Below are 25,678 nucleotides of genomic sequence, written 5' to 3'. Positions count from 1 at the left end.
TCTTAAATTGCTCTAAAAAGGTTTTAGTGTGCTTTAAAAAGTGTACTAAAATCATACCCGGGGTTCACTTCTATGGCATCCTTGTCTTTTGTAAAAACTCTTGCAGTTGTTGTCCCGCATAAAATCTCTTCGTTGCCTTGTACCCTGATATAACTCCCTTCACGCAGTCCAACTACGGCCAGATCATTATAGCAGTGAAATTCTTTGATACGTTGCTCTCTAGTTTCTCCCATATGGGTGGAGTTAGGGTCTGGGTCAAGGTAATGGGCATTGATGTTATAAGCTACGGCTCCTGTGGTTTTAAAGCTTGACGGTATGACTATCGGCATGTCATTGGTGTTTCTCATATTGAGACCGCAAATATTACTTCCTGCACTAGTTCCTATATAACAGGTTCCTGCATATATTTTTTTGCGCAGCAAGGACATGAGATCCAAGTCGTGAAGCATTTTTACTAATACAAATGTGTTGCCGCCTCCAGTGAAAATAGCTTCAGCATTTTCTATGGCCTTCTGCGGATTTTCAAATTCGTGTATTCCTTTTACTGTAATAGGGGTTTTTTGAAAAGCAGTACTAACTTTTTCGGTATATTCCATATGAGAAATGCCGCCTGGACGCGCATACGGTAGGAATAGAAGTTGTTGTATATGATTTTTATGAAAAGCTTCTAATAGAGTCGGGAGTAAATAGGAAAGGTATTCGGTGCCATGAATAGTAGAGGTGCTGGCAATGATCATGTTTCTCATGATTTGATTTTACTTGGTTAAACATCGTTAAACTCCAACAATGATAGGATTATTTGAACGTTATTTGTGTAGATTAAAGTTGTTTTGACATTATTTTAAGTCAACGGATACCTCCATATTATGAAAAAGATGTTACTGTTTCTATTGTTAGTCGGTGGATTGGTTAGTGCTCAAAAAGAACGCATACAGATACAAGGTGTTATAAATAGTACCACCAATGAGCCGTTGGAAGGGGTTACTGTTTTTAATTTAAGTTCACTTGAAGGTACTGTGACAAATGAAGAAGGAGGTTTTTTTATTCATGCTCGAGAGAAGGATCAACTTTCTTTTAAAGCGGTACAATTAGAATCCTTTTCTTTAACAATTACTAAGAACGTAATAGAGGATAGAAAAATTATTATTTCTCTCAGTGAAGGTGTGAACCAGCTCGATGAAGTAGTTTTAGTCGATGGTTTGATGCGTATTAAGGTTAAAAAAACGACCTATGTAGACCCTAAAATTGATGAGGTAAGCGAGTTTAACGTGAAAACAAGAGCTGTAGACCGCATGGAAAACACTATGTCTGACCGCATCAAACAACCAGAAGAATATGCCGTAAGGAATGAAGCTTTTAATCAAAGCCAGCCACGATTTAATATGAGTAATATATTTGGAGCACTTGCTTCTCTGGCGCTTTTGGGTACCCTTGAAGGACTCGATGTGAACACTGGTTCTCCGCCTAAGGTAGATAAGGAAAAGTTTGACGTTTATATGTTAAAGAACAAGTACCGTACAGAATACTTGCTAGAGTATTTAAAAATACCTGAAGAACACCTTTTTGAGTTTATGTATTTTTCAAAAGATAACGGACTCAATGCCTCCATGTTTGAACCAGAAAGAGAGCTCGATTTGCTTCAATTCCTTTCAAATCAAGTAACTTTGTTCAAATCAAAGAAAAATTATTACAAAGAAACAGAAGGCCTCTTGCCTTCTCAAAAAGAAAAAAGCAATGAAAAATAGTTTACTAAAAAACACATTTTATAGTTTGATCACTCTATTTTTATTGAGTGCCACATCTTGTGAGGGAGATGATGACCTGCCTTCGGGTCCGACAATAGTAGTGAACACCTTTTTTTATGGGCCAGAGCCTGTAAACTCGTTTGAGTCTACTGCTGCTTATTATAATGATGTTGTACAAGTGCGATCCGAGGTCTATAGAACAACTGCTTTTGTTACAGATGAAAACCTTACCTTAGATGTTAATAGTGAATTTCAAGGATTAGGTGTGCTGTTGGATGTAGTGCTCTATGGAAATCAGGAGACTGCCTTACAAACGGGCACGTATACCATAAACGCCGATCAAAATTCAGGGAATGCTTATGTTGCTTATGACATAGATTATGACTCTAACAATTCATTAAATCGCCCATTACCATTAGTTTCTGGTTACGTTAGTGTTACTCCTTATCAAACGGGATATGCTATAGAAATAGACGGTGAAGACTTAAATGGAGATCGTTTTCACGGTATTTATTTAGGGGACCTTATACTATTATAAAAATCTATATGTTACGGTGCGGTGTTTTTTTAAAAAAAACTCCAAGCGGAACATGGATTTAAAAACAAAAAAATGATTATTAACATGAAAAGCTTTCCTTTATTAGTTTTGGTGGGTTTCCTGCTGGTTTCTTTTGCCAAAAAGGATCATGCTCTAGCTTCTGGACAAGTGGATACCGGTGTGGAGCAGTTAGTTTTTTCATTAGGTCAACTTCAAATCTCTTGTAATAGGGAGGATAACACGCTTCATAAATACTACATATCGGTATCTAACGCTACTTATAGTAAAAATGCCAAAAGCGTACAGATGGTTACTCGATTTTTTATAGATGATATGGAGGAGGTGCTCAATTCTCGAATGGAAAACCCTATCGCATTAGGAGATAAGTCCAGCATAGAGCAGGTGTACCCACTTTTAAAAAGTTATATCACCCAAAAATTAGAAGTGCAAATCGATGGCGTAAACGCTATTCCTAGTTTTATAGGTGCCGAGTATGAGTCAGATCAAATAGTGCTTTATATTGAACTGCCTTCTCCAAAGATGCCTGAGGTGATAACGATGCGATTCAATGCATTTATAGAGCTGTTTGAAGAACAGAAAAACTTGGTTCATATGAAAATCGGCGGTGAACGTCGCAGCCTGCTTATGGACAAAAACAAATTAACCGATACTGTAAAGTTTTAGTTAAAAGCTGTATAACTTATTCATTATTGTTAATTTAGCAACGATTAATTTAAAATAAATACATGAAAGCTATTAAACTATTGTTTATCAGTATGATGCTGGTTTCTTATGGTTCTTTTGCACAAGAAGAAGTTCAGAAAGAAGAGGCTAAGGCTCAAGAACATACTAACATCAATAAATTCCGTCAGTTGTATCAGGAATTTTCTACACCTAATCAATACCGCAGCGCCAGTGGTGCCCCGGGTCCTAAGTATTACCAGCAACGCGCTGACTATGAGATGGACATCAGATTGGATGATGAAAATCATCATATTTATGGTTATGAAACGATTACTTACACCAATAATTCTCCAGACATTTTGGACTATTTATGGGTACAGCTAGATCAAAATATGCGTGCTAAAGACTCTAAAACTCCTCTTATTGAGGGTGGAGGCGTACAGCCTTTTATGCAGCCTTCAGGTTTTGCAAGTGCCTATTTGCAAGAACCTTTTGACGGGGGTTTCAATATCAAAAAAGTGCTAGATAAAAATGGCAACCCTTTAAAATACATGATCAATCAAACGATGATGCGTGTAGAGATGCCAGAGCAACTGAAGCCAGGAAAGAATTTTGAATTTGATATTGAGTGGGATTACACTATTAACAACCACGTAGAAGGCCGTGGGCGTAGTGGTTACGAGCAGTTTCCTGATGGGCACAGAGCTTATGTTATTGCGCAATTCTATCCTAGAATGGCGGTTTATAATGACGTAGAAGGATGGCAAAACAGTCAATTTTGGGGTCGCGATGAATTTGCATTGCCGTTTGGTACTTTTGAAGTAAACATCACCGTACCAGAAGATCACTGGTTGGATGGTACTGGAAAATTGACCAATCGAAAGGAGGTATATTCTAGTACAGAATTAGCACGTTATGAGCAAGCACAAAAATCTTTTGAAAATCCAGTGGTGATTAGGACTCAGCAAGAGGCTGAAAAACTTGCAATGATGCCTGGTGCCAAAGCTATGAAGACTTGGAAATTAAAAGCAGATTACGTTCGTGACTTTGGATGGACATCATCTCGACGTTATGTAGCAGATGCTATGGCAGTAAAGGTAGGAGGAAAGGATATCATGGCAGTGTCTATTTATCCCCCAGAAGGTAATCCATTATGGGAACAGTGGTCTACAAAGGCGGTAGCACAGACCTTAAAGTCTTATTCCAGAATGACATTTGATTATCCTTATCACAAAGCAATATCTGTTCACGCAAAGAATCAAGGGATGGAATATCCTATGATTTGCTGGAATTATGGACGTCCTGATGAGAATGGGGATTATTCAGATCGAGTAAAGTTTGGGATGATTTCTGTAATTATTCATGAAGTAGGTCATAATTACTTTCCTATGATCGTAAATTCTGATGAACGCCAGTGGACCTGGATGGACGAAGGTTTGAATACTTTTGTTCAGTATGTCGCAGAGCAAGATATGGGAGAAAATTATCCAGCTGCAATAGAAGGATTAGACGCATACCCATCAAGACGTGGGCCTGCAGCTAATATTGTTCCCTATATGGCCGGAGACCAAAGGTATATTGCTCCTATTATGAGTAAAGGTCTGAATACCTACCAGTTCGGTTCTAATGCTTATGGTAAGCCAGGTACGGCTCTTAATATCCTAAGAGAGACGGTAATGGGTCGAGAATTATTTGATTATGCATTCCGAACCTATTCTCAAAGATGGATGTTTAAACATCCAACACCTGAAGATTTCTTCCGTACCATGGAAGACGCAAGTGCTATAGATTTGGATTGGTTTTGGAGAGGATGGTTTTACACTACTCAGTTTAATGATATGGGTATTAAATCTGTAGATAAATACTTTGTCTCTAGCGAAAAAAATCAAGCTATGAAAGATATGATGAAGGAAAGAAATATAGACGAAAGTAGAGTGCCTGCTTTAGTTTATATGGTGAAGGAAGGAAGTGAAGATTATAATGAAGATCTTAAAGGTAAAGAACCTGCTGAAGTAGTAGGAGAGTTAAAAACCTTTATGATGGATAACTTTACAGCAGCAGAAAGAGCCGCTATGAAATCTCCTAAATACTTCTATGAAATAACAGTAGAGAAGCCAGGTGGACTTGTAATGCCTATCATTATTGAGTATACTTTTGCAGATGGTACTACAGAAACCGTTACACACCCTGCAGAAATCTGGAGATTAAACGATAAAGAAGTGGGCTTAAGCAAAGCAAGTACTAAGGAGATTACTAAAATAGTAATTGACCCTAAATTAGAAACTGCAGATGTTGATACTTCTAACAACACTTGGCCAACTGCTGCTGAGGTAAGCAAGTTTGAGCAAATGAAAAAGTAAGAATCACCTTTTCGAGATAACTTTAAAACCAGATTCGCAAAGAATCTGGTTTTTTTTGTTACCTATTCAATTGGAATGGAATATTTTAAGATTTAATTGGCGTTGTTAATAAATACCTTTGTAACATGAAATACCTTTACTATTTGTGTGTTTTTTCTATTCTTTTCACTTCCTGTGATGACCCTTCTCTGGATCAACAAAACAATGGAACTGATGGAGAGGTGGTACCTATACGAGATCTAGTTAGGTTGAGTAGTATTCAAGTAGCCCAAAATGTAATGGCTAACATTACAGAAAATGTAAGTATGGTCTATAATGAAGAGGAACTGATCAGTCAAGTATCCTTTATTGGGACAACAAATGTGGTTTATGATTTTGAGTATACAGCCAATAATAGATTGATAACAGCCACTAAAGTAGCCGGAAGCCCCATTGTATATAATTTTACCTATACCTCCGACTCTGTGTTCCTTGATTACACAGATTCAAATGGGGAGCAGGTGCAGAAACAGCTGTATATCGACCTACAAAATAGGATAAATAGAATAGTGACTAGGATTACTAATGGATCAGGCATTACCACGCAAACAGAAGATTTGCGTTATCAATACACCACAAACTTTAATGTGAGTCGCATTGATCGGATAGATATTAATGGCTCAACGTTGATGGGTTACAGTGAGTTTACTTATGAGTTGAATAACAACCCATTTAGGGATATGAATGATGTTTTACGTCTTATTATATTTCCTGAATTTATTCCCTACACTAGATATTTACCCAGCAGTAGAATAGATTATACCTCAGTATCTGGAAACTTTATCGCAGATCGTTCATTTTTGTATAGGTATTCATTGCAAGAGGATCTGTTTCCTAATGCGCGTGAAATAACAAAAACGGAATCTGGGTTTACTGCCACCACATTTGAATTTTTTAATTATCTGTAGGTTCAAACTCTATTAAAAAATTGTCCTATCGTATATTTGCACCATGAAAATGATCCCTTTATTTATCAGTACTCCAGAGCTTATGATAGTAGGCTTGGTGGTGATATTAGTCTTTGGCTCAGATAAGTTGCCGGAAATTGCGCGAGGTATAGGTAAAGCAATGAAAACCGTTCGAAATGCAACCGATGACATCAAAAACGAAATTACAAAAAGTGCCGACGAGCATGGATTTAATGTAGATGTCAAAGAAATTACCAAACAAATAGAAGAAGTGAAAGATCAGATAGAAGATTCTGGGTCGATTAAACGGAAGTTCTAAGTGTTTCAAGCTCTTAATGAAATTGATCAAGATCTTTTCAAATGCTTTCACGGCTGGATCAAAGGAAAACTGTCACTATTTTGGCCTTTTGTTACGCGTATAAAAAACTGTCGATCGTTATAGGTGCTTTGATACCTTCTTTTAAAAAAGTGCCTAAGCCAGTAATTTTTTATGCTTTCTAGAATAGGTATAGTGCCTCATTATCCGGGAGCTATTTTTGCAGTTAGGCAAGCAGGTCTTGTATCGAGTAAGGATGTTTTATGCTGTTTTCTATAACATAAAAAAGACTACAACACTCTGCTTAAGCTCAGTCCATCACGAACAGACAATAATACGGTTTGCAATCGGGGGTCTTCTTTTAATAGCTTATTGTATTCCAGTAGTACAGGTGTTGATTTGTCCTTTTCATTCAGATCTTCCACCACTTTACCGTGCCATAGCACATTGTCAGAAATGATTAAACTTCCAGAGTGTACTTTGTCCATAATAAGATGAAAATAGTTTACGTAATTGGGTTTATCAGCATCTATAAAAATAAGATCAAAAGTTCCTTCTAACCCTGGAAGCAGTTGTATCGCATCACCTATTTTTTGGGTAATAGAGATGTTATTGTTTCCGCTTTCGCGAAAGCGTGTAAAATAGTTGGCTGCAAAATCTTCCAATTCTTCATTGATATCAATAGTGATCAGTTCACTATTTGCCGGCATCCCTTCTGCAATGCATAGTGCCGAATAACCCGTAAAAGTTCCTATTTCTAGAACCCTAAGAGGCGCTTTTAAATGGGAGATCATGCTCAAAACCCTACCTTGATATGGTCCAGACAACATGATAGGCTGCAATACTTTTTGATGGGTTTCTCTGGCAAGGTCTTGAAGGATTTGTGGTTCGTCTTCAGAATGAGCGACAATGTAATCATCAAGATGTTGAGGAAGGAAAAACATAGATCTGTATTAGAACTACAATAGTACGAACTCTGCACTAATTTTATTTAATGCAACTACTTCTATTTGGATTTGTGCACTTTTTGCAAGCTCAAATGCGGCAAAAGTATGGTGAGTATGTGATAGTACCATAGGGATAGGGATATGGATTTACTTATAAGACGTGAATAGGGTTCATAAAATCTTCATAATGTCGCTACGTGTTTCAAGGTATGTCTATCAGGCAATTATTGATGATCAATGATCATAACTCATTCTATGGGCATCGAGTTTAATAAAGAGAAATAATAAAATAGTAAATCCCATAAGACCACTACCACCATAACTCATAAAAGGCAAAGGTATTCCCACTGTAGGCAGAAGCCCTATGACCATTCCAATATTTACAAAGAAGTGAAGAAAAAATATTCCAGCAACTCCATATCCATAGACTCTCGCAAATTGATTGCGTTGTCTTTCGGCCATAATGATGAGTCTATAGAGGAGCAGCATGAAAAGTATGATGGTAGTGCTGGTCCCAACAAGTCCAGAAACTTCTCCTATTGCACTAAAAATAAAATCTGTATGCTGTTCTGGCACATAGCCTCCTCTGGTTTGAGTAGCTTCTTGAAGGGGTTTTCCGGTCCAACCCCCATTTCCAATAGCAATCATGCTTTGATTGATGTTGTAGCCTATACCTGCATCGTCTTGCACTTTTCCTAACACAATATTAATGCGGTTTCTGTGTCTGTCTTCTAAAAGATTATTAAATATATAGCTGGTAGAAAAGGTATAAGCAATGCAAGTTAGTGCTGCTATTACAAAAAGATAAACTCGAGGCTTGGCCAAGTGTTTTTTGTGTTTTCGCTTTCGCGAAAGCAAATAGATACCAGTAATACTGACCAGAATAGCCAGTATGATCCACCCAATGTTAATGACTAAGGCGCTAAAGAATAACACCAAGGCTATAAGCCCTAAAGTTAAATACCAAAGTGATAAGCCTTCTCTTTGTAAGGCAAAGAAAAAAGCGGTGTAAATCAAAGCGCTTCCAGGGTCTGGTTGAAGCGTGATAAGAAGTGCAGGTAAGGCGATGATTCCTGAAATAATCATAAAATCCCTAACATTTTTTAAGGAGACATTGAGTTGGCTTAAAAATTTTGCCACAGCAAGTGCGGTGGCAAATTTTGCAAATTCACTTGGCTGAAAGGTAAAGGGTCCTAAAGGATACCAAGATGTGGCGCCATTTACTTCTTTACCAAAAACGAATAGTCCAGCTAGCGAGAGTATTGAAATCACATAAATAAGACCAGCAAATCGCTCGTAAAATTTAACTTCTATAGCAAGTATGACAATGATGAGTATGGCGCAAACTCCAATGAAAAGGAGTTGTTTCCCATAAACCTCATTGATATCAGTTATGGAAGTATATTCTATAACAGGTGCAGCACTATAAACACTTATTAATCCTATGAAAACTAGTGCCGTATAGATAAGTATTGAGGCAAGGTCATATTTGGGTTTATCTCCTATTCCCATATTAATATAGAGTATTAGGCTGCAGGCTATCGACCAGTTTTCTCAGTTTTTTTTCCTTTTCTAAGGTTATTAAACCTTGATCTATAGCTTCATTCACCTTAAAAGGAGCTTTGCTTAATTTTTTCACGTATTCATATTCTAAACTATGTGTAAGCAAATAATTTTCAAGGTCTGTTCTTGTAATCGCACCTTTTAAATGTTTTTCAATTAACAAGCTTGCAATTTTTGCGGCATACCTGGACCCCCAATAGCCGTTTTCAATAAATACCGCTACTGCTATTTTAGGATCATCTTTTGGTGCAAAGGCAATAAAAACGGAGTGATCGGTGAGTTGCTTACGTTCTCCATTTACTTTTGTGAAATTTTCTACCGTCCCCGTTTTACCACAGATTTCAATTCCCGGAATTTGAACGTATTTTGCTGTTCCAGAACGATATACTTCATTCATACCCTCTACAACAGGTTTAAAATGTTTAGCCTCTATAGTGGTGTAATTTTTTTCGGTATACTTGAGAATATCAATGGGGGTGCCATTTATTTCTTTAATAATGTGGGGCCGGTAAAAATAGCCTCTGTTAGCTATAGCGGCCGTCATGTTAGCCAGCTGTATGGGTGTTACGGCAACTTCTCCCTGACCTATAGCATTGGAAATAGTTGCAGGAGCGTACCATTTATATCGGTAACGAGAGGTGTAATAATCTCCATCAGGGATCCTTCCAGGTTGTCCTACAGGCAAGTCGTAACCCAAAAAATCACCTAATCCAAAACTAGTTACATGATCATGCCAGATATCCATCCCTTTTGCGGGATCCTTTTCATTCTCAATGATTCTTCGGTACACTTGAGCAAAGTAAGCGTTGCAGCTTTCTGCAATACCTCTATTCATCGCTAGCGGACTTGCATGTGAGTGACAGCCAAGAGGTTTTTTACCCCCATAGTTATAGCCATTATTACAACTAAAATGCTCTTGTGGGGTAACAACCCCTTCCTGAAGGGCTACTAATGCATTGATCACTTTAAAAGGAGATCCTGGGGCATACTGTCCTTGTAAAACTCTATTGACATCTGGAAGTCTTACGGTATCTCGTAAAATAGCATTGATGTTTTTGGAGCGATCTCTCCCCATCAATAAACTTGGGTCATAATTGGGAGCGGTCACTAAAGTTAAGATTTCTCCTGTTTGGGGTTCAATGGCAACAACGCCACCTCGTTTGTTGATCATTAATTTTTCAGCATACTCTTGTAACTCCTTATCTAAAGTGATAGTAAGATCAGTCCCTGCAATAGGAGCCTTGTCGCTAGAGCCATTTTTATAAGATTCTATAGCGCGACCGTAATGATCTCTGGTGTATTTTTTATAGCCTTTAACCCCTCTTAGCTCTTCTTCATACTGAAGTTCAATACCGCTTTTTCCCGCTAAGTCGCCTTGAACATAGTAGTCGTCGTTTTTAATACTGTTTTGATTTACTTCTCTGATGTATCCTAAAACACTGGCGCTATGATCCACCATGTATTTACGTAAGGACCGTCTTTGAATATAAAACCCTGGAAATTTTCTAAGTTGTTCTTGTAAGGGTGCATATTCTATTTGAGTGAGCTGGGGTACCACCACACTGGCTTGTACAGCAGACCATGTTCTAGCGTCTTTTAGTTTTTTTTCTAGTCGTGATTCATGAATTTTTAACAACTCAGCGAGCTTATTGATATCGACATCTCCAGTCTCTCTAGGAATGACCATCACATCGTAAGCAACCTGATTGGCTACCATTAATTTGCCGTTACGGTCGTAAATAAAACCGCGTTCTGGATAATCGTAGATGGTTGTAATGGCATTATTTTCTGCTTCCATTTGCAATGTATCCGATAGGATCACCTGTAGATAAATCACCCTTCCTAGGAAGGTGATTCCAACTAAAGTGACAATGGATAAAAGCAGTAATTTTTTCATGCTTTAATTCGATGTTTAAAAAGGAGTAATAAAAAGCTGTTTAATAGCAGTGATGCTAGCCCTACGCTCAACGTCAGTTTTAAGGTATAAAGTATTTGTGAAGTGTTAAAAATAACCAAGCTAAAAAAGACCAAGTGATGAAGAGCAATACATAAAACCATTAGGACTGCAAGTTTGTCCATAGGGGTCTTTAGGATCTTCACGTTTTTCATTTTATAACTTTCTCCATAAACCAGACTCAACCACATAGGTCTCGTATAAGCTAGAGTCAAACAAGCGGCAGCGTGAGCACCACCCGTATCTTGAAAAGTATCTAGAATAATGCCTATAGTAAAAGCGAGTAGCATAAAACTCCATCTTTTGTTCTCGACTGGAAACAATATGATGAAAAGAATATAAATCATCGGATTTATATAGCCTAAAAAATTAATCCGATCCAACAAGAATAGTTGTAGAACAAGAAAGCCTATAAATCGAAGAACATTATTTAAAAGGGTTCTATTCATTGTTTCCAAGGGTGTCTATGACATGTAGTGCTGTTCTATCTCTATTTTTAATAACGTTTACATAGTCCAAATCGGTCATGTCATTAAATAACGTGACATCAATTTTATATCGAGAACCGTTTTCAATTAGTTGCGCGTTTTTAATTCTTCCTATTAAAATATCAGAGGGGAACATGGTGGATTGTTTTCCAGTAATTATAGTGTCTCCGTTAGAAATTTTGGCAAGTCTAGGTACATCTTCTAGGCTCATTATGTAAGGATCATTACCGTTCCATTTTAAAGAGCCAATGGTCGAAGTTCCCTTTATTTGAGCATTCAAAGATATTTGGGAATTTAATATGGAAATCACTCGAGAAAATTGGGTGCTACTTTTATCGACGATACCTACTATTCCTTTAGGAGATATCACCCCCATATCTGAGGTTATTCCTTGATCTGTTCCTATGTCTATAGTGATATAATTATCTGTTTTATAAAAGTCATTTTTGATCACTCTCGCTGGGAACATGCGGTAAGGAATGCTGTCTGAAAATACGAATGTAGCTTCTTTTCCTAAAAGGGTATCTCCTATTTCTAGAAGGCGCATTCTTAAACTTGCATTTTCTTTACTTAATTTATTGTTTTGATTTTTGAGATCGAAGTAATCATAGATTTTATTTCTAGTGTTTAATAATTTTCCGGTAACATATCCTGTGGAATGTATGGTGGTATTGCGATGGTATTCGTGAGTTTGTATAGTAAAAGTAAGTGCAGTAACCATTAAAAATAGGTACAACAACAAGTTTCTGTACTTGATCAGAAAATTGACTATTTGTTGCATGTGGTTATTTCAATAGTTTAAGAGTAAGGTTTTAGTACTTGTTAGCGAGTACACTTTTATATTTATCAAGATTTTTAAGAGTGATTCCCGTACCGCGCACAACTGCTCTTAAAGGATCTTCAGCAATATAAACAGGTAGGTCCGTTTTTTGTGACAGGCGTTTGTCTAGGCCACGAAGCATAGAGCCACCACCTGCCAGGTAGATTCCTGTATTATATATATCTGCAGCCAGTTCTGGCGGTGTTTGAGACAAGGTTTCCATAACGGCATCTTCTACACGTAGAATAGATTTGTCCAATGCTTTTGCGATTTCTCGGTAACCTATTTTTACTTCTTTAGGTTTTCCAGTTAAAAGGTCACGACCCTGCACACCCATTTCTTCTGGGGGTACTTCTAGGTCTTCTGTAGCCGAACCTATCTGAATCTTAATTCTCTCGGCAGTGCGCTCTCCTACATAAAGGTTGTGCTGCGTGCGCATGTAGTACACGATATCATTGGTAAATACATCACCTGCAATTTTAACTGATTTATCACAAACGATACCTCCTAAAGCAATAACCGCAATCTCAGTCGTTCCCCCACCTATATCCACAATCATATTTCCCTTAGGCTGCATAATATCCACACCTATTCCTATAGCAGCTGCCATAGGTTCATGAATGAGGTAAACCTCTTTACCGTTAACTCTTTCAGCACTGTCCTTTACCGCCCGCATTTCCACTTCCGTAATTCCAGAAGGAATACAAATCACCATACGTAAAGATGGGGTAAACCATTTTTTCTTCAAAGCGGGGATCTCTTTGATGAACATAGAAATCATTTTTTCACTGGCATCAAAATCTGCAATCACACCATCTTTTAACGGTCTGATAGTTTTAATATTTTCATGGGTTTTGCCTTGCATCATTGCGGCCTCTTTTCCGACAGCAATAATTTTACCGGTTGTTCTATCTCTCGCCACAATAGATGGGCTGTCTACAACGACTTTACCGTTATGAACAATGAGCGTGTTTGCTGTACCTAGGTCGATAGCAATGTCTTCTGTAAGAAAGTCGAAAAATCCCATAAATGTGCAGTGGAAATAGGTTAATAATAAGACTGCTGTAAAGTTAGCACAATTCTAGTGTTTAAAGTGTCTTGTACCCGTGAAAACCATCGCAATATTATTTTTATTACAATAATCGATTGAAAGCTCATCTTTAATAGATCCACCAGGTTGTATTACAGCTGTAACTCCCGCGTGGTCAGCGATTTCTACACAATCTGGAAAAGGGAAAAAGGCATCACTTGCCATGACAGCACCTTTTAAGTCAAATTTAAAAGATTGGGCTTTATGAATGGCTTGGTTTAAAGCGTCTACTCGAGAAGTCTGACCGGTTCCACTAGCACAAAGTTGTTTGTTTTTTGCGAGAACAATAGTGTTGGATTTGGTGTGCTTACACAATTTAGAAGCAAATAATAAATCTTCAATTTGTTCATCAGTAGGACTTAATTGGGTAGCTGTTTTTAAGTCTTCTTTCTGATCAGTCTTTAGATTAGGGTCTTGAACCAAGTAACCATTCAATGAAGCGCGCACTTCTAGTTTGTTGGTATCTCGCTTTCGCGAAAGCGCACCTTCAACTAGCTCTAGCATGATTCTATTCTTTTTCCCTTTTAAAATTTCTAAAGCATCACTCGAAAAAGAAGGAGCAATCACCACTTCACAGAATAATTTATGAATCTCCTGAGCCGTCACTGCATCAATTTCTACGTTAGAGATTAAAACACCTCCAAAAGCAGAAACTGGGTCCCCAGCAAGAGCGTCTATATATGCTTGACGAATGGTTTTTCTTTGTGCCACACCACAAGCGTTGTTGTGTTTGAATACGCCGAATGTTGGAGCGTCATTGACAAATTCACTCATTAAATTAACGGCAGCATCCACATCGAGTAAATTGTTGTAGGATAACTCTTTCCCGTGATGTTTGATGAACATTTCATCAAAATCCCCATAAAACCATCCTCGTTGATGTGGGTTTTCTCCATAACGCAATGGCATGACATGTTGCTCACTTATTTTAAGGGTTTTTACTTCAGAGTTGCCAGAAAAGTAATTGTAAATCGCACTGTCATAATGAGAAGATACATTAAAACACGTAGTCGCAAACTCCTTGCGTTGATCAAGAGAAGTGGTTCCATGACCAGATTCTAGGATATCTAATAATTTCGAGTAATCGTCTACGCTACCAACACAGAGGGTATCCTTGTAGTTTTTTGCTCCAGCGCGTATCAATGAAATCCCGCCTATATCTATTTTTTCAATAATATCTTGTTCTGTTGCACCACTAGCAACCGTTTTTTCAAAAGGATATAAATCTACAATTACAATATCTATTTGAGGGATGTCGAACGCTGCTAATTGTTCTTGATCACTTGAATGATCGCGCCTGTTTAAAATACCTCCAAAAACCTTAGGGTGTAGTGTTTTTACACGACCTCCCAAAATGGATGGATAAGAAGTGATATCTTCTACAGGAATGACTTCAATAGCCAGATCCTTAATAAACTTTTCAGTTCCTCCTGTGGAATAGATGGTAATGCCTAAATCGTTCATCTTTTTAACGATAGGTGCGAGACCTTCTTTACTGAAAACTGAAATTAAGGCACTTTTTGCTGTGATGTTACTCATGTCGTATGTTGTTTTGTTTGGGAAAGTGCAAAAGTAATTAATTGAATTGGTTAAAGTTTTTCAGAATTTGTAATTAATAGAGACTTTTATGAACTACTTGTAACTAGGTCTGCGGTACAAATGTTGATGAAGCATTTTTTAAACTGTAAAGAATAATATCAAACACCTGTAGAAAAAACAATGATTTTACAGAGATATCTTTGATTTTTTACCAATAAATTTTCGAATAATACAGAATTAAGATAAGGATTCCATATTTTAGCAGACCCTTTTAAATAGTTAAAGATGAAGATAAGAATAACTTTAGTTGCATTGCTTTTTAGCATGCTTTTTGTTACTGCTCAAACTGCTGAAGAAAGAGCTCAAATTGTTAAAGCAAACAATCAAGAAGAATTAGAAAATTTGATAGTAGCACTTAGGGCAAAAGAGTTAAAAGACCAAGAAGACGCTGTTGACTTTGCTCGACAGAATAACATACCTATGTTTATAGAAAAAGAGAATGGCTCTTTTGACCAATTAATGAGAGTCACAGAAGGCGGTATCCCCATGTATTATAGTCTTGACAATCTAGATGCAGCGATAAGCACTAGAACTAATACCTTACATAATTTAGGGCTGCTAGGACTAAACGTAGAAGGCCAGGGAATGACAGCCTATGTTTGGGATGGAGGACCCACCAGAATTGACCATCAGGAATTTGCTGGTGGTTCAAGAGCCACTACTGGGGATGGGCAGTCTACTCTAAATGGAAACAGTTTTCACGCTACTCACGTTAGTGGAACCATAGCAGCATCTGGTATCAACGCAAGTGCAAAGGGTATGGCGCCACAGGCAGAGGTAATTACCAACGATTGGAATTCTGATTCTTCTGAAATGGCTGGCTTTGCTGCTGCCGGAGCACTTATATCAAATCACTCTTATGGAATTCCTGTGAGTTCCTTTTCTACTGTTCCAGAACTTATAGGTAAATACCTCCAAGATGCCAGAACCGTTGATCAAATTACCTATAATGCACCCTATTATTTACCTGTATTTTCTGCGGGTAACGATGGTGCCAACAGCACAGCAAATAGTGAACCTTTAGACTTTAATGCAAGTTATGATAAATTAACTGGAGATAAATTGGGTAAGAACATCATGACCGTTGCAAATGCACAAGACGCAGTGATCAACGCAGATGGATCACTAAATTCTGTTTTTATTAACGGAGGAAGCAGTCAAGGTCCTTCGGACGATTTGAGAATCAAACCAGATATCACTGGAAATGGCACCCAATTAACTAGTACCTTTGATACCAGTACCACGAGCTACGGTAGTTTGAGTGGTACTTCCATGGCTTCACCAAATGTAGCTGGATCTATGTTGTTGTTACAACAACATTACAAAGAAAAAAATGGTGTTTTTATGAGAGCGGCCACCTTGAAAGGTTTAACCCTCCATACTGCAGATGATGCAGGAGCTGTTGGTCCTGATCCTTCTTTTGGGTGGGGATTAATGAATACTATGGAAGCTGCCAACACCATTTCTGAAAACAGAATAACCTCGAGAATAGTAGAAGAAGAATTAATGAACGGGCAGTCCTATTCTATCACGGTAGAATCTGATAACATTTCTACCTTAATGGCTTCTATTTCATGGACCGATCTTCCTGGTGCTGTAAATAACAATGGAGCAAACGATGGTACACCTTCTTTAGTGAATGATTTAGACGTTAGAATCACTCAAAATGGAACATCCTTTGAACCTTGGAAATTAACGAGCGTAACTGCTAATGGAACAGGGGATAATAGTGTAGATAATTTTGAAAGAGTTGATGTTGTAAATGCTTCAGGGACTTACACTATTACAGTTACTCACAAAGGTTCTTTAGTAACAGGCTCACAGGCATTTAGTTTAATTGTAACCGGTGAGGATAATGATTTTGCAATTACTTCTACCCAAAATAGAATAGAAGCTTGTAACGATCAAGTGGTCTCTTTCCCTTTAGAGTACTTGGCCAATACTGGATTTAGTGATTCAGTGACTCTTTCGTTGTCAAATGTTCCAAGTGGGGTAAATGCGGTGATATCTACTACTAATTTTACAAGCACTGGTAGCACGACTTTAGATCTTAGTAACTTATCTGCTGCTGCAGATGGAACTTATGAAATAACAGTTAACGCAACTTCACCTTCAGAACAGCGAGCAATTGTTCTTACTTTAAGAATACTGAGCGACAATTTTAGTGCAGTGAACTTAACTTTCCCTGCAAATCAAGCGGTACGAATTATCAATACTCCTCGTTTAGATTGGGATGACGAGTTAAACGCGCAGCAATATAGAATTCAAATAGCAAGAAGCATTTTATTCGACAGGCCTTTTATAGATGAAGTAATAAACACTTCATCTTATATGGTAGCTCCATCATTGTTGAGTCCAGGAACTTTATTTTATTGGAGAGTACAACCTATAAATGACTGTGGAACGGGAACTTATACGGCATATTCTTTTACTACCTTTCAATGTAATGACATTGATGCTGCTCTAGCAGCTCCTATTAGTTTACCAGACAACAACAATACTGGGATACAAAGCACACTAACGGTTAATGAAGCTAATAACATAGCCATAGGAAAGTTAACGGTGCAAGTAGTGAGTACTCACGAGTATTCTGGTGACCTCAACATCACACTGACTTCACCTGCCGGAACTGTAGTTTCTTTAACCAGCCCTAATGGGTGTGCAACACCTAATTTAGATGTAGTTTTTGATAATGACGCCGCAGTCTTTAGTTGTAATACAACAGCAGGATCTCCTGGTTATACAGGTGTAGTAGCACCAGTAGGAGATTTGACCTTATTTAATGGAGAAACCATCAACGGTGATTGGACACTTACCGTGAGTGATCGTGGTCCAGCAGATTTAGGTACCTTAGATAATTGGAAAATTACTTTTTGTGAAACTCCAGCGGTCTTAAGTAATGAAATCGTTGACAAATTAGAGTTTGCCGTTTATCCTAACCCATCAAATGGATTGTTTAGTGTTGTTGCGGGATTAAATAATGTGAATACTGACGATGCCGTTATTCACCTTCTTGACCTTAATGGCCGTATTGTATTTACTAAAGAAGTGCAAGATGCCTCCAGGTTAAACGAAACCATAGATGTTCAAAACTTGACCAGTGGATTGTACTTATTACAAGTACAACAAGGCGCTTCAAGAACAGTTAAAAAGGTGCTTATTACTAAGTAAGCCTTCTATTATGCATATCATAAAAAATGCGATCCTTGCGGGTCGCATTTTTTTGTTGGCTATACCATCAAGTTGAAATTAGTCGATCAATTTTTTAACTTCCTCAAAATCAAGTCCACCATAGTTGCCGCTGCTCATTAGTAGTAAGGCGCTATGCGCTAATTGTTGTTGTAAAAGCCATTCTTTAAAGTCTGTGGGGTCTGTCATTACGATAAGATCATCACGATCAAAAGCGTTGAGGATTTGCTCCTTAGAAACGGGGTCTAACTTTTTAATCTCAGCGGCATTTGGACTGTAAAAGACCACCGCTACTGTAGCTGGATCAAGCGCGTTTTTGTACTGTACTAAAAATTCTGGATTTAGGCTAGAATAAGTATGCAACTCCAAGCAAGCGATTATCTTACGTCCTTGGTATTGTGCTGCAACTGCCGCAGTTGTCGCAGCAACCTTACTAGGAGAATGTGCAAAATCTTTATAAATAACCACATCTGAATTTTCGGCTATTTTTTCAAGGCGTTTAGAGGCTCCTTTAAAGGTTGCAATAGCTTCATAAAAATCGTCTTCATCGATGCCCATGTGTTGACACATCCATTTAGCACCAGCGAGATTGCTTAAGTTGTGTTTACCAAAAATTTCAATAGGCATCGCTCCTTCAGGAGTTTCCAGATAGGTAGTTCCATTGATGATTTGATGATCTGGAACCGTATAAGAATGTTTTCTAGTGGGTTTTGTAGCTGCTTCAGATATCGTTGCAACTGCTGGATCGTCTTGATTATAGACGAGAATACTACCGTCCTTCATCAATTCAACAAACTGTTCAAACTGGCTTAAATAATTTTCCCAAGTAGGGAACACATTAATGTGGTCCCATGCAATACCAGAAATCAATGCGATATTAGGCTGATATAAATGAAACTTAGGTCTTCTATCTATAGGGCTTGACAGGTATTCATCACCTTCTAAAACCATAAATTCATTTTCATCAGTAAGATGTACCATGGTGTCAAAACCTTCGAGTTGTGCCCCTACCATGTAATCCACTTCTTTTTCATGATAATGCATGACATGAAGAATCATGGAAGTAATGGTGGTCTTTCCGTGGGAGCCACCTATAACAACACGTGTTTTATTTTTAGACTGTTCGTAGAGGTATTCTGGATAAGAATAAATTTTAAGACCTAATTCTTGAGCCTTTAGTAATTCTGGATTGTCCTCTTTTGCGTGCATTCCTAAAATTACGGCATCCAGATCTGTGGTGATGTTCTCTGTTAACCAGCCGCATTCTTTAGGAAGTAAACCGTACTTATCTAGTCTGGATTTACTTGGTTCAAAAATGGTATCGTCACTGCCTGTTACATGATCACCTTTGTGATGTAAAGCGAGAGCAAGATTGTGCATGGCGCTGCCGCCTATCGCGATAAAGTGTACGCGCATAAAATGAGTTTTTGGCAAGTTATAAAACTTAATTGAAGTTACTCGCTTATTAGTATTTGCGTTTCTAATGCAGCGATATCTAGAGCGAGTTGTTGGTCTTGGTGTTTTTGTTGGGCGCGTTTGAGAATCTTTAAGGCTTTTTTATAGTTCTTTAATTTATCTTGGTAGACTGCTGCTAGTTTTCTGTAGGTAACTAAAGAGCCACCAGTTTCTACTGCCTTATTGTAGGATGCCAACGCCTTGTCATAATCTTCTTCATATTCGTCGATAAACCCATGGGCAAGATGTCCATCTACCGGAGATAATTTTAAAAGTTCATTGGCATAGGAGCGACTTTTTTTAATAGAGCCACCTACTATACCAGGTAATTCACAATATAATTGAGATAACGCGTGTCTTGATTCTACGTGATTGGGATTTAGTCTTGCAGCTCTTTTAAGATACATCTTAATGTCATCCAGCATGCTTAAGGCTTGAAATTTAGAGCAGCTTTTGGCATAAAGTCCCATAGCGCCACCATATTTAAAATTGTAATGGGCGTCTTCTGGTTGATTTTCTAAGAGAATTTTGTAATAGCTCATTGCTGTCGCAAAGTCTTTTTTATGACCAGCTATATCGCCTAAACGCTCGATAACCTTTAAGTCATCACTATCTTGTTCGTACATTTTAACAAATGACGCCTGTGCTTTGTCGTATTGTTCTACTCTATATAGTTGTTCCGCTTTCGCGAAAGCGGACTGACCACAAACAATTGTGCTCGTTAATAATAATAGTGTGAGTAACATCCTAATCATCCAACAAAAATATTAAAAACTAATTCAATAATGTGTAAAGAAGTTCGCTTTTCAAGGTATTTAGTTTTTGTTGATTTATACAAGTAGTTAGGCTCTTTTTGGGGCAGCTTCATCCTGCCGTTTTAAAAATAAAAGCACCACGCATACAAGCTTTTATTAATAGTTATCATTGGTAAGATTCATGTCTTACCTTAGCTTTGTGAAAATGAAACAAGCATATCCACAGAATAAGCGGGCAGGGGTAAAGACACTTTTGATAAAGTCACTAAGTCTTTTTTCTAGCGTGCGCCTATACAACATTACTATTGTGGCTATCGCTCAGTTTTTAGCAGCTATCTTTATTATGGCACCAGGGCTTTCTGTTTCATCCATTTTGTCAGATTACAAACTATGGCTTATTATTCTAGCCAGTAGTGCTGCAATTGCGGGCGGGTATATTATTAATAATTTTTATGATCGAGAAAAGGACTTGATCAATAGACCTCAGAAAACGTTATTGGAGAACCAGGTGCGTCGTTCTACATTATGGTCGGTGTATTTTATAGTTAACGGAGTCGCTTTTATTTTGGGTAGCATAGTGTCTTGGCGCGCGGGACTATTTTTTGCAGCCTATATTTTTGCGATGTGGTTCTATTCTCATAAATTAAAGCGCATTTTATTTTTGGGCAATTTAATGGCGGCATTACTTGCTGTGCTTCCATTTTTTGTACTTTTTATGTACTATAAAAATTTTTATCCAGTGATATTTGTTCACGGCGGATTTCTATTTTTGATTTTAGGAATGCGAGAGTTGGTCAAAGATTTAGAAAATTTAAGAGGTGATTTGGCTCAAAATTATAGAACCATACCGGTTGTCTTAGGAGAGAAATTAAGCAAGCAGTTTTACACCTTACTTACATTTTTAACTATTGTTCCTATTGCTGGGTTAATTATTTATTTTGAAATAGGCTATATGCAGTATTATTTTGCATTAATTGTAGGAGCATTGCTCGTGTGTTTACCATTGATTTGGTCTTCCAGACGAAAGCGAGAGTATTTATTGATACATTTTATTCTTAAAATTATTATTGGCGCGGGAGTATTCTCTATTTTATTAATTGATTTACCTGAAATCATATCAAGATTACAAACCATTTTTAACTAATGAATTCAATTATAAAAGTTGCTTTGGCTCAGATTTCTCCCGTATGGCTCGATAAAAAAGCGACCTTAGATAAGATATTAGTTGTGCTGGAAGAAGCTACAAAAGAACAAGCCGAGTTGGTTGTCTTTGGAGAGGGATTGTTGCCCGGGTATCCATTTTGGCTGGCTCTTATGGATGGAGCTTCTTGGAATAAAAAAGAAGTAAAAGAGTTGCACAGGCATTATGCACTGAATGCAGTTGTTATAGAAAAAGGAGATTTGGATGCTGTTTGCGCTTTCGCGAAAGCGAAACACATATCCATCTATCTAGGTATTATAGAACGACCGGAGGACCGCGGCGGGCATAGCCTTTATGCGAGTATGGTTTATATAGATCAAAAAGGAATAATTCAGAGTGTGCACAGAAAACTACAACCCACCTACGATGAGCGACTCACTTGGTCTTCTGGTGACGGAAACGGACTGGTGACACATCAACTTAAAGAGTTTACCTTGAGTGGTCTCAATTGTTGGGAAAATTGGATGCCTTTAGTTCGTGCCAGTATGTATGCGCAAGGAACTAATTTGCACGTAGCCTGCTGGCCTGGTAGTGATCACAATACCAAGGATATTACTAGATTTATTGCGCGAGAAGGGCGTTGTTATGTGCTTTCAGTGTCTAGCACTATGTTTAAAGAAGATTTTCCAGAAGGTACACCACATATGGAAGAATTATTAAAAAATGCACCAGCGGTGCTTGCCAATGGTGGTAGTGCCATTGCTGGACCTGATGGAGAATGGATCGTTGCGCCTCAAATAGGAAAAGAAGAGCTTATTTATGCCACTTTAGACTTGAATAAGGTGTTGGAAGAGCGCCAAAATTTTGATCCTGTAGGTCATTATTCTCGTCCAGATGTGACACAGTTACAAGTGAACAGAGAGCGGCAGAACACCGTGAAATTTATTAATGATTAAAGAGTTAAAGCAAGTCATCGTGGTACAGAAAAAGAAATTTAAAGCGCATGGTAAGTTTTTAATAACCGGTGAATACGCTGTGTTGAACAATGTTCCTGCGCTGGCTATGCCTTTAAAATTAAATCAGTATTTAGAAATCTCTTATAGAGATGACCAGGAGATCACTTGGAAAAGCTATAATAATGATGGGGTTTTATGGTATCAATTAGCTACTAATGTAAAGGATCTGTATTCCAATAGGATCCGTTGTTCTCATCCGGTTACATCTAAACTACGAGAGGTTTTAAACACCGCTTTGGAGCTTACTGCTAAGGATTCTTTACGAGGTTTTGATGCGGTAATGACATTGGATTTTGATCGTCATTCAGGAATGGGAACAAGTTCTACTTTGATTTCCTTAGTATCACAATGGTTGGGATGTGACCCATACCAATTGCAATTCAAGTGTTTTGGAGGTAGTGGTTATGATGTGGCCTGCGCGACTGCAGATCGAGCACTAGTTTACAATTACAACAATGCTCTTCCTCTTGTGGAAGAAGTCCACTTTGAGCCAATTATTAAAGATCAAATTTTCTTTGTATACCTCAATCGCAAGCAAGACAGTAGAGATTCTATAGGGATGTTCATACAGGAAAAGTTAACAGATGAGTTGCGAGAAGAATTGAGCAACATGCCAAAAGGATTGATAAGGGCCTCAACAGATCTTTCTCAATTTAATAAGGTCTTGGAAAGGCATGAAGAGATCATCTCTATCGTGATAGGTTTAGAGCCTATAAAGAGCCAATTCTTTAAAGATTATGAGGGTGCAATCAAATCTTTAGGTGGTTGGGGGGGCGATTTTATAATGGCAACTGGGGATCTTGCTGCTCGAGATTATTTTAAGAACAAGGGATACGACAAGATTTTCGAATGGGATGCAGTAGTTGTGTAGCTTTAAAAAACCATTTAACAACAAAAACGCCACTCTCAGAATGGCGTTTTTGTTGTTATGGAATAATTTGTTAATAAAATTCAGCTCTATTATCTTCAATCTCTATAGATTTCTTCAGCGCTTCAACAAGTTGAGAGGTGGATTGATTTGCAGCTTGTGTTGCTATCGTATTTGCGTTTGCTGTATAGCTCTGTAAGTCTGGAGCAGTTTCAATAGCTGTTACTTGAATAACAAATACACCACTTACTCCAGCTATAGGCTTAGAGGTAGCTCCTTGTGCAAGGCCAAATGCGGTACCTACCACTAGAGGTTCCTCACCAATACTAGGGATCGTAGGATTTTTGCGGTTTACTGAAGGAGCTGTTTTACTAGTTTGTCCTTGACTTTTCGCAATCTCAGCAAGATCTGTCGAGTTGATTTTAGCCATAATCAGCTGTGCTTTTTTCTTTTTTCTTAGGATTGGTGTTACTTTAGAGCTGGCTTCTTCACTAGACATATTGCCTTCTTCTCGCTTTTTGGTAAGCTTTACAATAACATATCCTTTGGAAGTTTCAAAACGATCGATGTCTCCCGTAGAACGGTCTTCATTGAATGCCCATTTAACAATACTTCTGTTTTTACCTATCGTAGGTAGTGTTTCATCAAGTTCTTTTAGATTTTCAACAGGCGTTACAGCGACTCCATTTTCTTTTGCGAGAGCAGTAAAGTCTCCTGATTTTGCAGCTTGCTGAAATTTTACTGTTTTGGTATAAACATCTTTTCCAGTTTGTTTAGAAGCAAGTATTCTTTTGGCAACAGTGGCTAGTTGTATGGCGTCTGTTGCACCGGTAACCTCGTCTATTCTTACAATTTGATAACCGAATACGGTCTCTATCATGCCTATAGTTCCATTATCATTGTCGTATAAAAACTCGGTAAATTCAGGTGAATAATTTGTTGCATTACCAAAATACGTCACCCAACCGATGTCTTGCGAATTGGCTACTTCTTTATTTTCTTTAAAATCCTCAAATTTAGAATCAAAGTTGTTTTTGTTTTGTCCTATCAGGTTGAAGATACTGTCTGCTGTTTTCTTGGCAGCTTCTTTGTTTCTTGTTACAGAAGAAGAAGATCTTTGAGCACCTACATAATCGATTACTATACGTCTATTTTTAACGCTGTCATTGATCACTTTTTTCTTTTCAACAAGTGATAATTTCAAGTAATCTCCATCCTCATAAGGGCCAAATGTTTGTCCTACCTCCAAGGAGGCTACCTCTGTTGCTGCGGCAGGTAATTTAGCTACCATCGTATAGCGCTTGTTATAAGGTAAGTCACTGTTTTGGGCTACATAAGCTTCAAGATTTGTCGCTTCGGTAATTGCTGGAATGCTATAATCTTTATTAGTACTTAGATTGCGTTGGGTTTGTGTGGTAAGTAATTTTTTCAAGTCGGCTTTAAGGGCTTCTTTGTCTTCTCTTGATGCCTTATCTTCAAAAATAACAAACGCTATATCTCTTTGTGCAGCTACCTTAAACTGGTCTTTGTGCTTGCTTACATAGGCGTCAATTTCAGATTTTGAAACTTCAACTAGGTCGTCTGCAATAGTGTTGTATGGGATGTTTACGAAAGTAAAAGAACGCTTGTCGTTTTCCATTCGGTATTCCATCTCGCCATCAGCATTAGTAGCGATGAGGCCAGATTTTAATAAATTAAAAAACTGCTCTTGTCTTGCGTTTGCAGCTATATCTAGAACGTATTCGTTCCATAAAGCAGGATTGATTCGGTCTACTTCCGCTTTAAAAGCTTCTTCAGAGAAGGAGCCATCAGCATTTTGAAATTGTGGATTGCTCTTATAATTGGCTTTTACAAGTTCTGCTACTTTTTCGTCTGTTACTTCAATGCCAGCAGCTTTAATTTGTTGATCTAGGACGGCATTTCTCACTTCTTGATCCCAAACAGAATTTACCGCTTGCAATTGGGATACGTTAGCACCTCCGCGTTGAGAAGCATTTTCTACTTTTCTTGCAAAAACCTCCCTATCAATTTCTGTTTCCCCTACATAACCCACTGCATCCGATTGCTTTTGTCCGTTTGAGGTAAGAACCCCTTGAATAATAAATGCAAATAATGCTAGTGCAATTACTAAAATCAGAATAACTCCTTGATTTCTAATTTTACCTAATATCGCCATGGTCGTTTATTTAAAATTTTTAATGGG

21 protein-coding genes are annotated in these 25,678 nt (G+C 37.9%); 10 read left to right on the top strand and 11 right to left on the bottom strand.

What is annotated here, in order from left to right; translation table 11 throughout:
* Positions 1-23 precede the first annotated feature (23 nt).
* Positions 24-746 (bottom strand): dipeptidase PepE, encoded by a 723-nt coding sequence (gene pepE, locus KG732_RS02165; protein ID WP_213520745.1) that lies wholly within the window; start codon positions 744-746, stop codon positions 24-26.
* Positions 747-866: 120 nt separating this feature from the next.
* Between pepE and KG732_RS02160 the strand changes: the two genes are divergently transcribed.
* From KG732_RS02160 to KG732_RS02135, 6 genes are all read left to right on the top strand, one after another.
* On the top strand, positions 867-1,745 hold the full coding sequence (locus KG732_RS02160) for a carboxypeptidase-like regulatory domain-containing protein (RefSeq protein ID WP_213520744.1): 879 nt from the start codon (positions 867-869) through the stop codon (positions 1,743-1,745).
* Entirely contained in the window at positions 1,735-2,283 is a 549-nt protein-coding gene (locus KG732_RS02155; protein ID WP_213520743.1) for a hypothetical protein, read from the top strand. Before KG732_RS02160 ends, KG732_RS02155 begins: the two co-directional genes overlap by 11 nt.
* Before the next feature lie 72 nt (positions 2,284-2,355).
* Positions 2,356-2,967: a DUF6702 family protein gene (locus KG732_RS02150; protein ID WP_213520742.1), complete on the top strand. Its 612-nt coding sequence runs from the start codon at positions 2,356-2,358 to the stop codon at positions 2,965-2,967.
* A 62-nt stretch (positions 2,968-3,029) separates the two neighbouring features.
* Complete coding sequence (locus KG732_RS02145) at positions 3,030-5,327, top strand: M1 family metallopeptidase (RefSeq protein WP_213520741.1); 2,298 nt, start codon at positions 3,030-3,032, stop codon at positions 5,325-5,327.
* Between the two features lie 125 nt (positions 5,328-5,452).
* Positions 5,453-6,274, top strand: a complete 822-nt coding sequence (locus KG732_RS02140; protein WP_213520740.1) for a hypothetical protein — start codon at positions 5,453-5,455, stop codon at positions 6,272-6,274.
* A 43-nt stretch (positions 6,275-6,317) separates the two neighbouring features.
* Positions 6,318-6,593 carry a twin-arginine translocase TatA/TatE family subunit gene (locus KG732_RS02135; RefSeq protein WP_213520739.1) on the top strand — a complete coding sequence of 92 codons (276 nt, stop codon included), beginning with the start codon at positions 6,318-6,320 and terminating at the stop codon, positions 6,591-6,593.
* Between the two features lie 287 nt (positions 6,594-6,880).
* Here the strand turns inward: KG732_RS02135 and KG732_RS02130 are convergent, their stop codons facing one another.
* The 7 genes from KG732_RS02130 to purH all read right to left on the bottom strand — a co-directional run bounded on the left by KG732_RS02130 (position 6,881) and on the right by purH (position 14,991).
* On the bottom strand, positions 6,881-7,534 hold the full coding sequence (locus tag KG732_RS02130) for an O-methyltransferase (RefSeq protein WP_213520738.1): 654 nt from the start codon (positions 7,532-7,534) through the stop codon (positions 6,881-6,883).
* A 237-nt stretch (positions 7,535-7,771) separates the two neighbouring features.
* Complete coding sequence (gene rodA, locus KG732_RS02125) at positions 7,772-9,049, bottom strand: rod shape-determining protein RodA (RefSeq protein WP_213520737.1); 1,278 nt, start codon at positions 9,047-9,049, stop codon at positions 7,772-7,774.
* 1 nt (position 9,050) lies between these two features.
* Complete coding sequence (gene mrdA / locus KG732_RS02120) at positions 9,051-10,997, bottom strand: penicillin-binding protein 2 (protein WP_213520735.1); 1,947 nt, start codon at positions 10,995-10,997, stop codon at positions 9,051-9,053.
* Positions 10,994-11,503: a hypothetical protein gene (locus KG732_RS02115; RefSeq protein ID WP_300980272.1), complete on the bottom strand. Its 510-nt coding sequence runs from the start codon at positions 11,501-11,503 to the stop codon at positions 10,994-10,996. The genes mrdA and KG732_RS02115 overlap by 4 nt, the downstream gene beginning before the upstream one ends.
* Positions 11,496-12,323, bottom strand: a complete 828-nt coding sequence (gene mreC / locus KG732_RS02110; RefSeq protein WP_213520733.1) for a rod shape-determining protein MreC — start codon at positions 12,321-12,323, stop codon at positions 11,496-11,498. The genes KG732_RS02115 and mreC overlap by 8 nt, the downstream gene beginning before the upstream one ends.
* Before the next feature lie 31 nt (positions 12,324-12,354).
* Complete coding sequence (locus KG732_RS02105) at positions 12,355-13,389, bottom strand: rod shape-determining protein (protein WP_213520731.1); 1,035 nt, start codon at positions 13,387-13,389, stop codon at positions 12,355-12,357.
* Between the two features lie 54 nt (positions 13,390-13,443).
* Positions 13,444-14,991, bottom strand: coding sequence for a bifunctional phosphoribosylaminoimidazolecarboxamide formyltransferase/IMP cyclohydrolase (purH, locus tag KG732_RS02100; protein ID WP_213520729.1), 1,548 nt, complete (start codon positions 14,989-14,991; stop codon positions 13,444-13,446).
* 285 nt (positions 14,992-15,276) lie between these two features.
* Between purH and KG732_RS02095 the strand changes: the two genes are divergently transcribed.
* Entirely contained in the window at positions 15,277-18,222 is a 2,946-nt protein-coding gene (locus tag KG732_RS02095; protein ID WP_213520727.1) for a S8 family serine peptidase, read from the top strand.
* A 78-nt stretch (positions 18,223-18,300) separates the two neighbouring features.
* Here the strand turns inward: KG732_RS02095 and murC are convergent, their stop codons facing one another.
* Together murC and KG732_RS02085 are read right to left on the bottom strand one after the other, a co-directional pair.
* Positions 18,301-19,656: a Mur ligase family protein gene (murC, locus tag KG732_RS02090; RefSeq protein WP_213520725.1), complete on the bottom strand. Its 1,356-nt coding sequence runs from the start codon at positions 19,654-19,656 to the stop codon at positions 18,301-18,303.
* A gap of 38 nt (positions 19,657-19,694) precedes the next feature.
* Positions 19,695-20,441 carry a tetratricopeptide repeat protein gene (locus tag KG732_RS02085; RefSeq protein WP_213520723.1) on the bottom strand — a complete coding sequence of 249 codons (747 nt, stop codon included), beginning with the start codon at positions 20,439-20,441 and terminating at the stop codon, positions 19,695-19,697.
* A 214-nt stretch (positions 20,442-20,655) separates the two neighbouring features.
* Here KG732_RS02085 and KG732_RS02080 point away from each other — a divergent pair, with 214 nt between their 5' ends.
* The 3 genes from KG732_RS02080 to KG732_RS02070 are packed head-to-tail and all read left to right on the top strand — an operon-like array spanning position 20,656 to position 23,478.
* Positions 20,656-21,594, top strand: coding sequence for a geranylgeranylglycerol-phosphate geranylgeranyltransferase (locus KG732_RS02080; protein WP_213520721.1), 939 nt, complete (start codon positions 20,656-20,658; stop codon positions 21,592-21,594).
* A complete protein-coding gene (locus KG732_RS02075) occupies positions 21,594-22,547 on the top strand; it encodes a carbon-nitrogen hydrolase family protein (protein WP_213520719.1) in 954 nt (317 codons plus the stop codon). Before KG732_RS02080 ends, KG732_RS02075 begins: the two co-directional genes overlap by 1 nt.
* On the top strand, positions 22,540-23,478 hold the full coding sequence (locus KG732_RS02070; protein ID WP_213520717.1) for a GYDIA family GHMP kinase: 939 nt from the start codon (positions 22,540-22,542) through the stop codon (positions 23,476-23,478). The genes KG732_RS02075 and KG732_RS02070 overlap by 8 nt, the downstream gene beginning before the upstream one ends.
* Positions 23,479-23,548: 70 nt before the next feature.
* Here KG732_RS02070 and KG732_RS02065 read toward each other — a convergent pair whose 3' ends face one another.
* Positions 23,549-25,651: a peptidylprolyl isomerase gene (locus tag KG732_RS02065; protein WP_213520715.1), complete on the bottom strand. Its 2,103-nt coding sequence runs from the start codon at positions 25,649-25,651 to the stop codon at positions 23,549-23,551.
* Positions 25,652-25,678: the final 27 nt, after the last annotated feature.

Origin of the sequence: Nonlabens sp. (assembly GCF_018401815.1) — a bacterium.
Lineage (GTDB): Bacteria > Bacteroidota > Bacteroidia > Flavobacteriales > Flavobacteriaceae > Nonlabens.
This window is presented reverse-complemented; position numbering and strand designations above follow the sequence as displayed.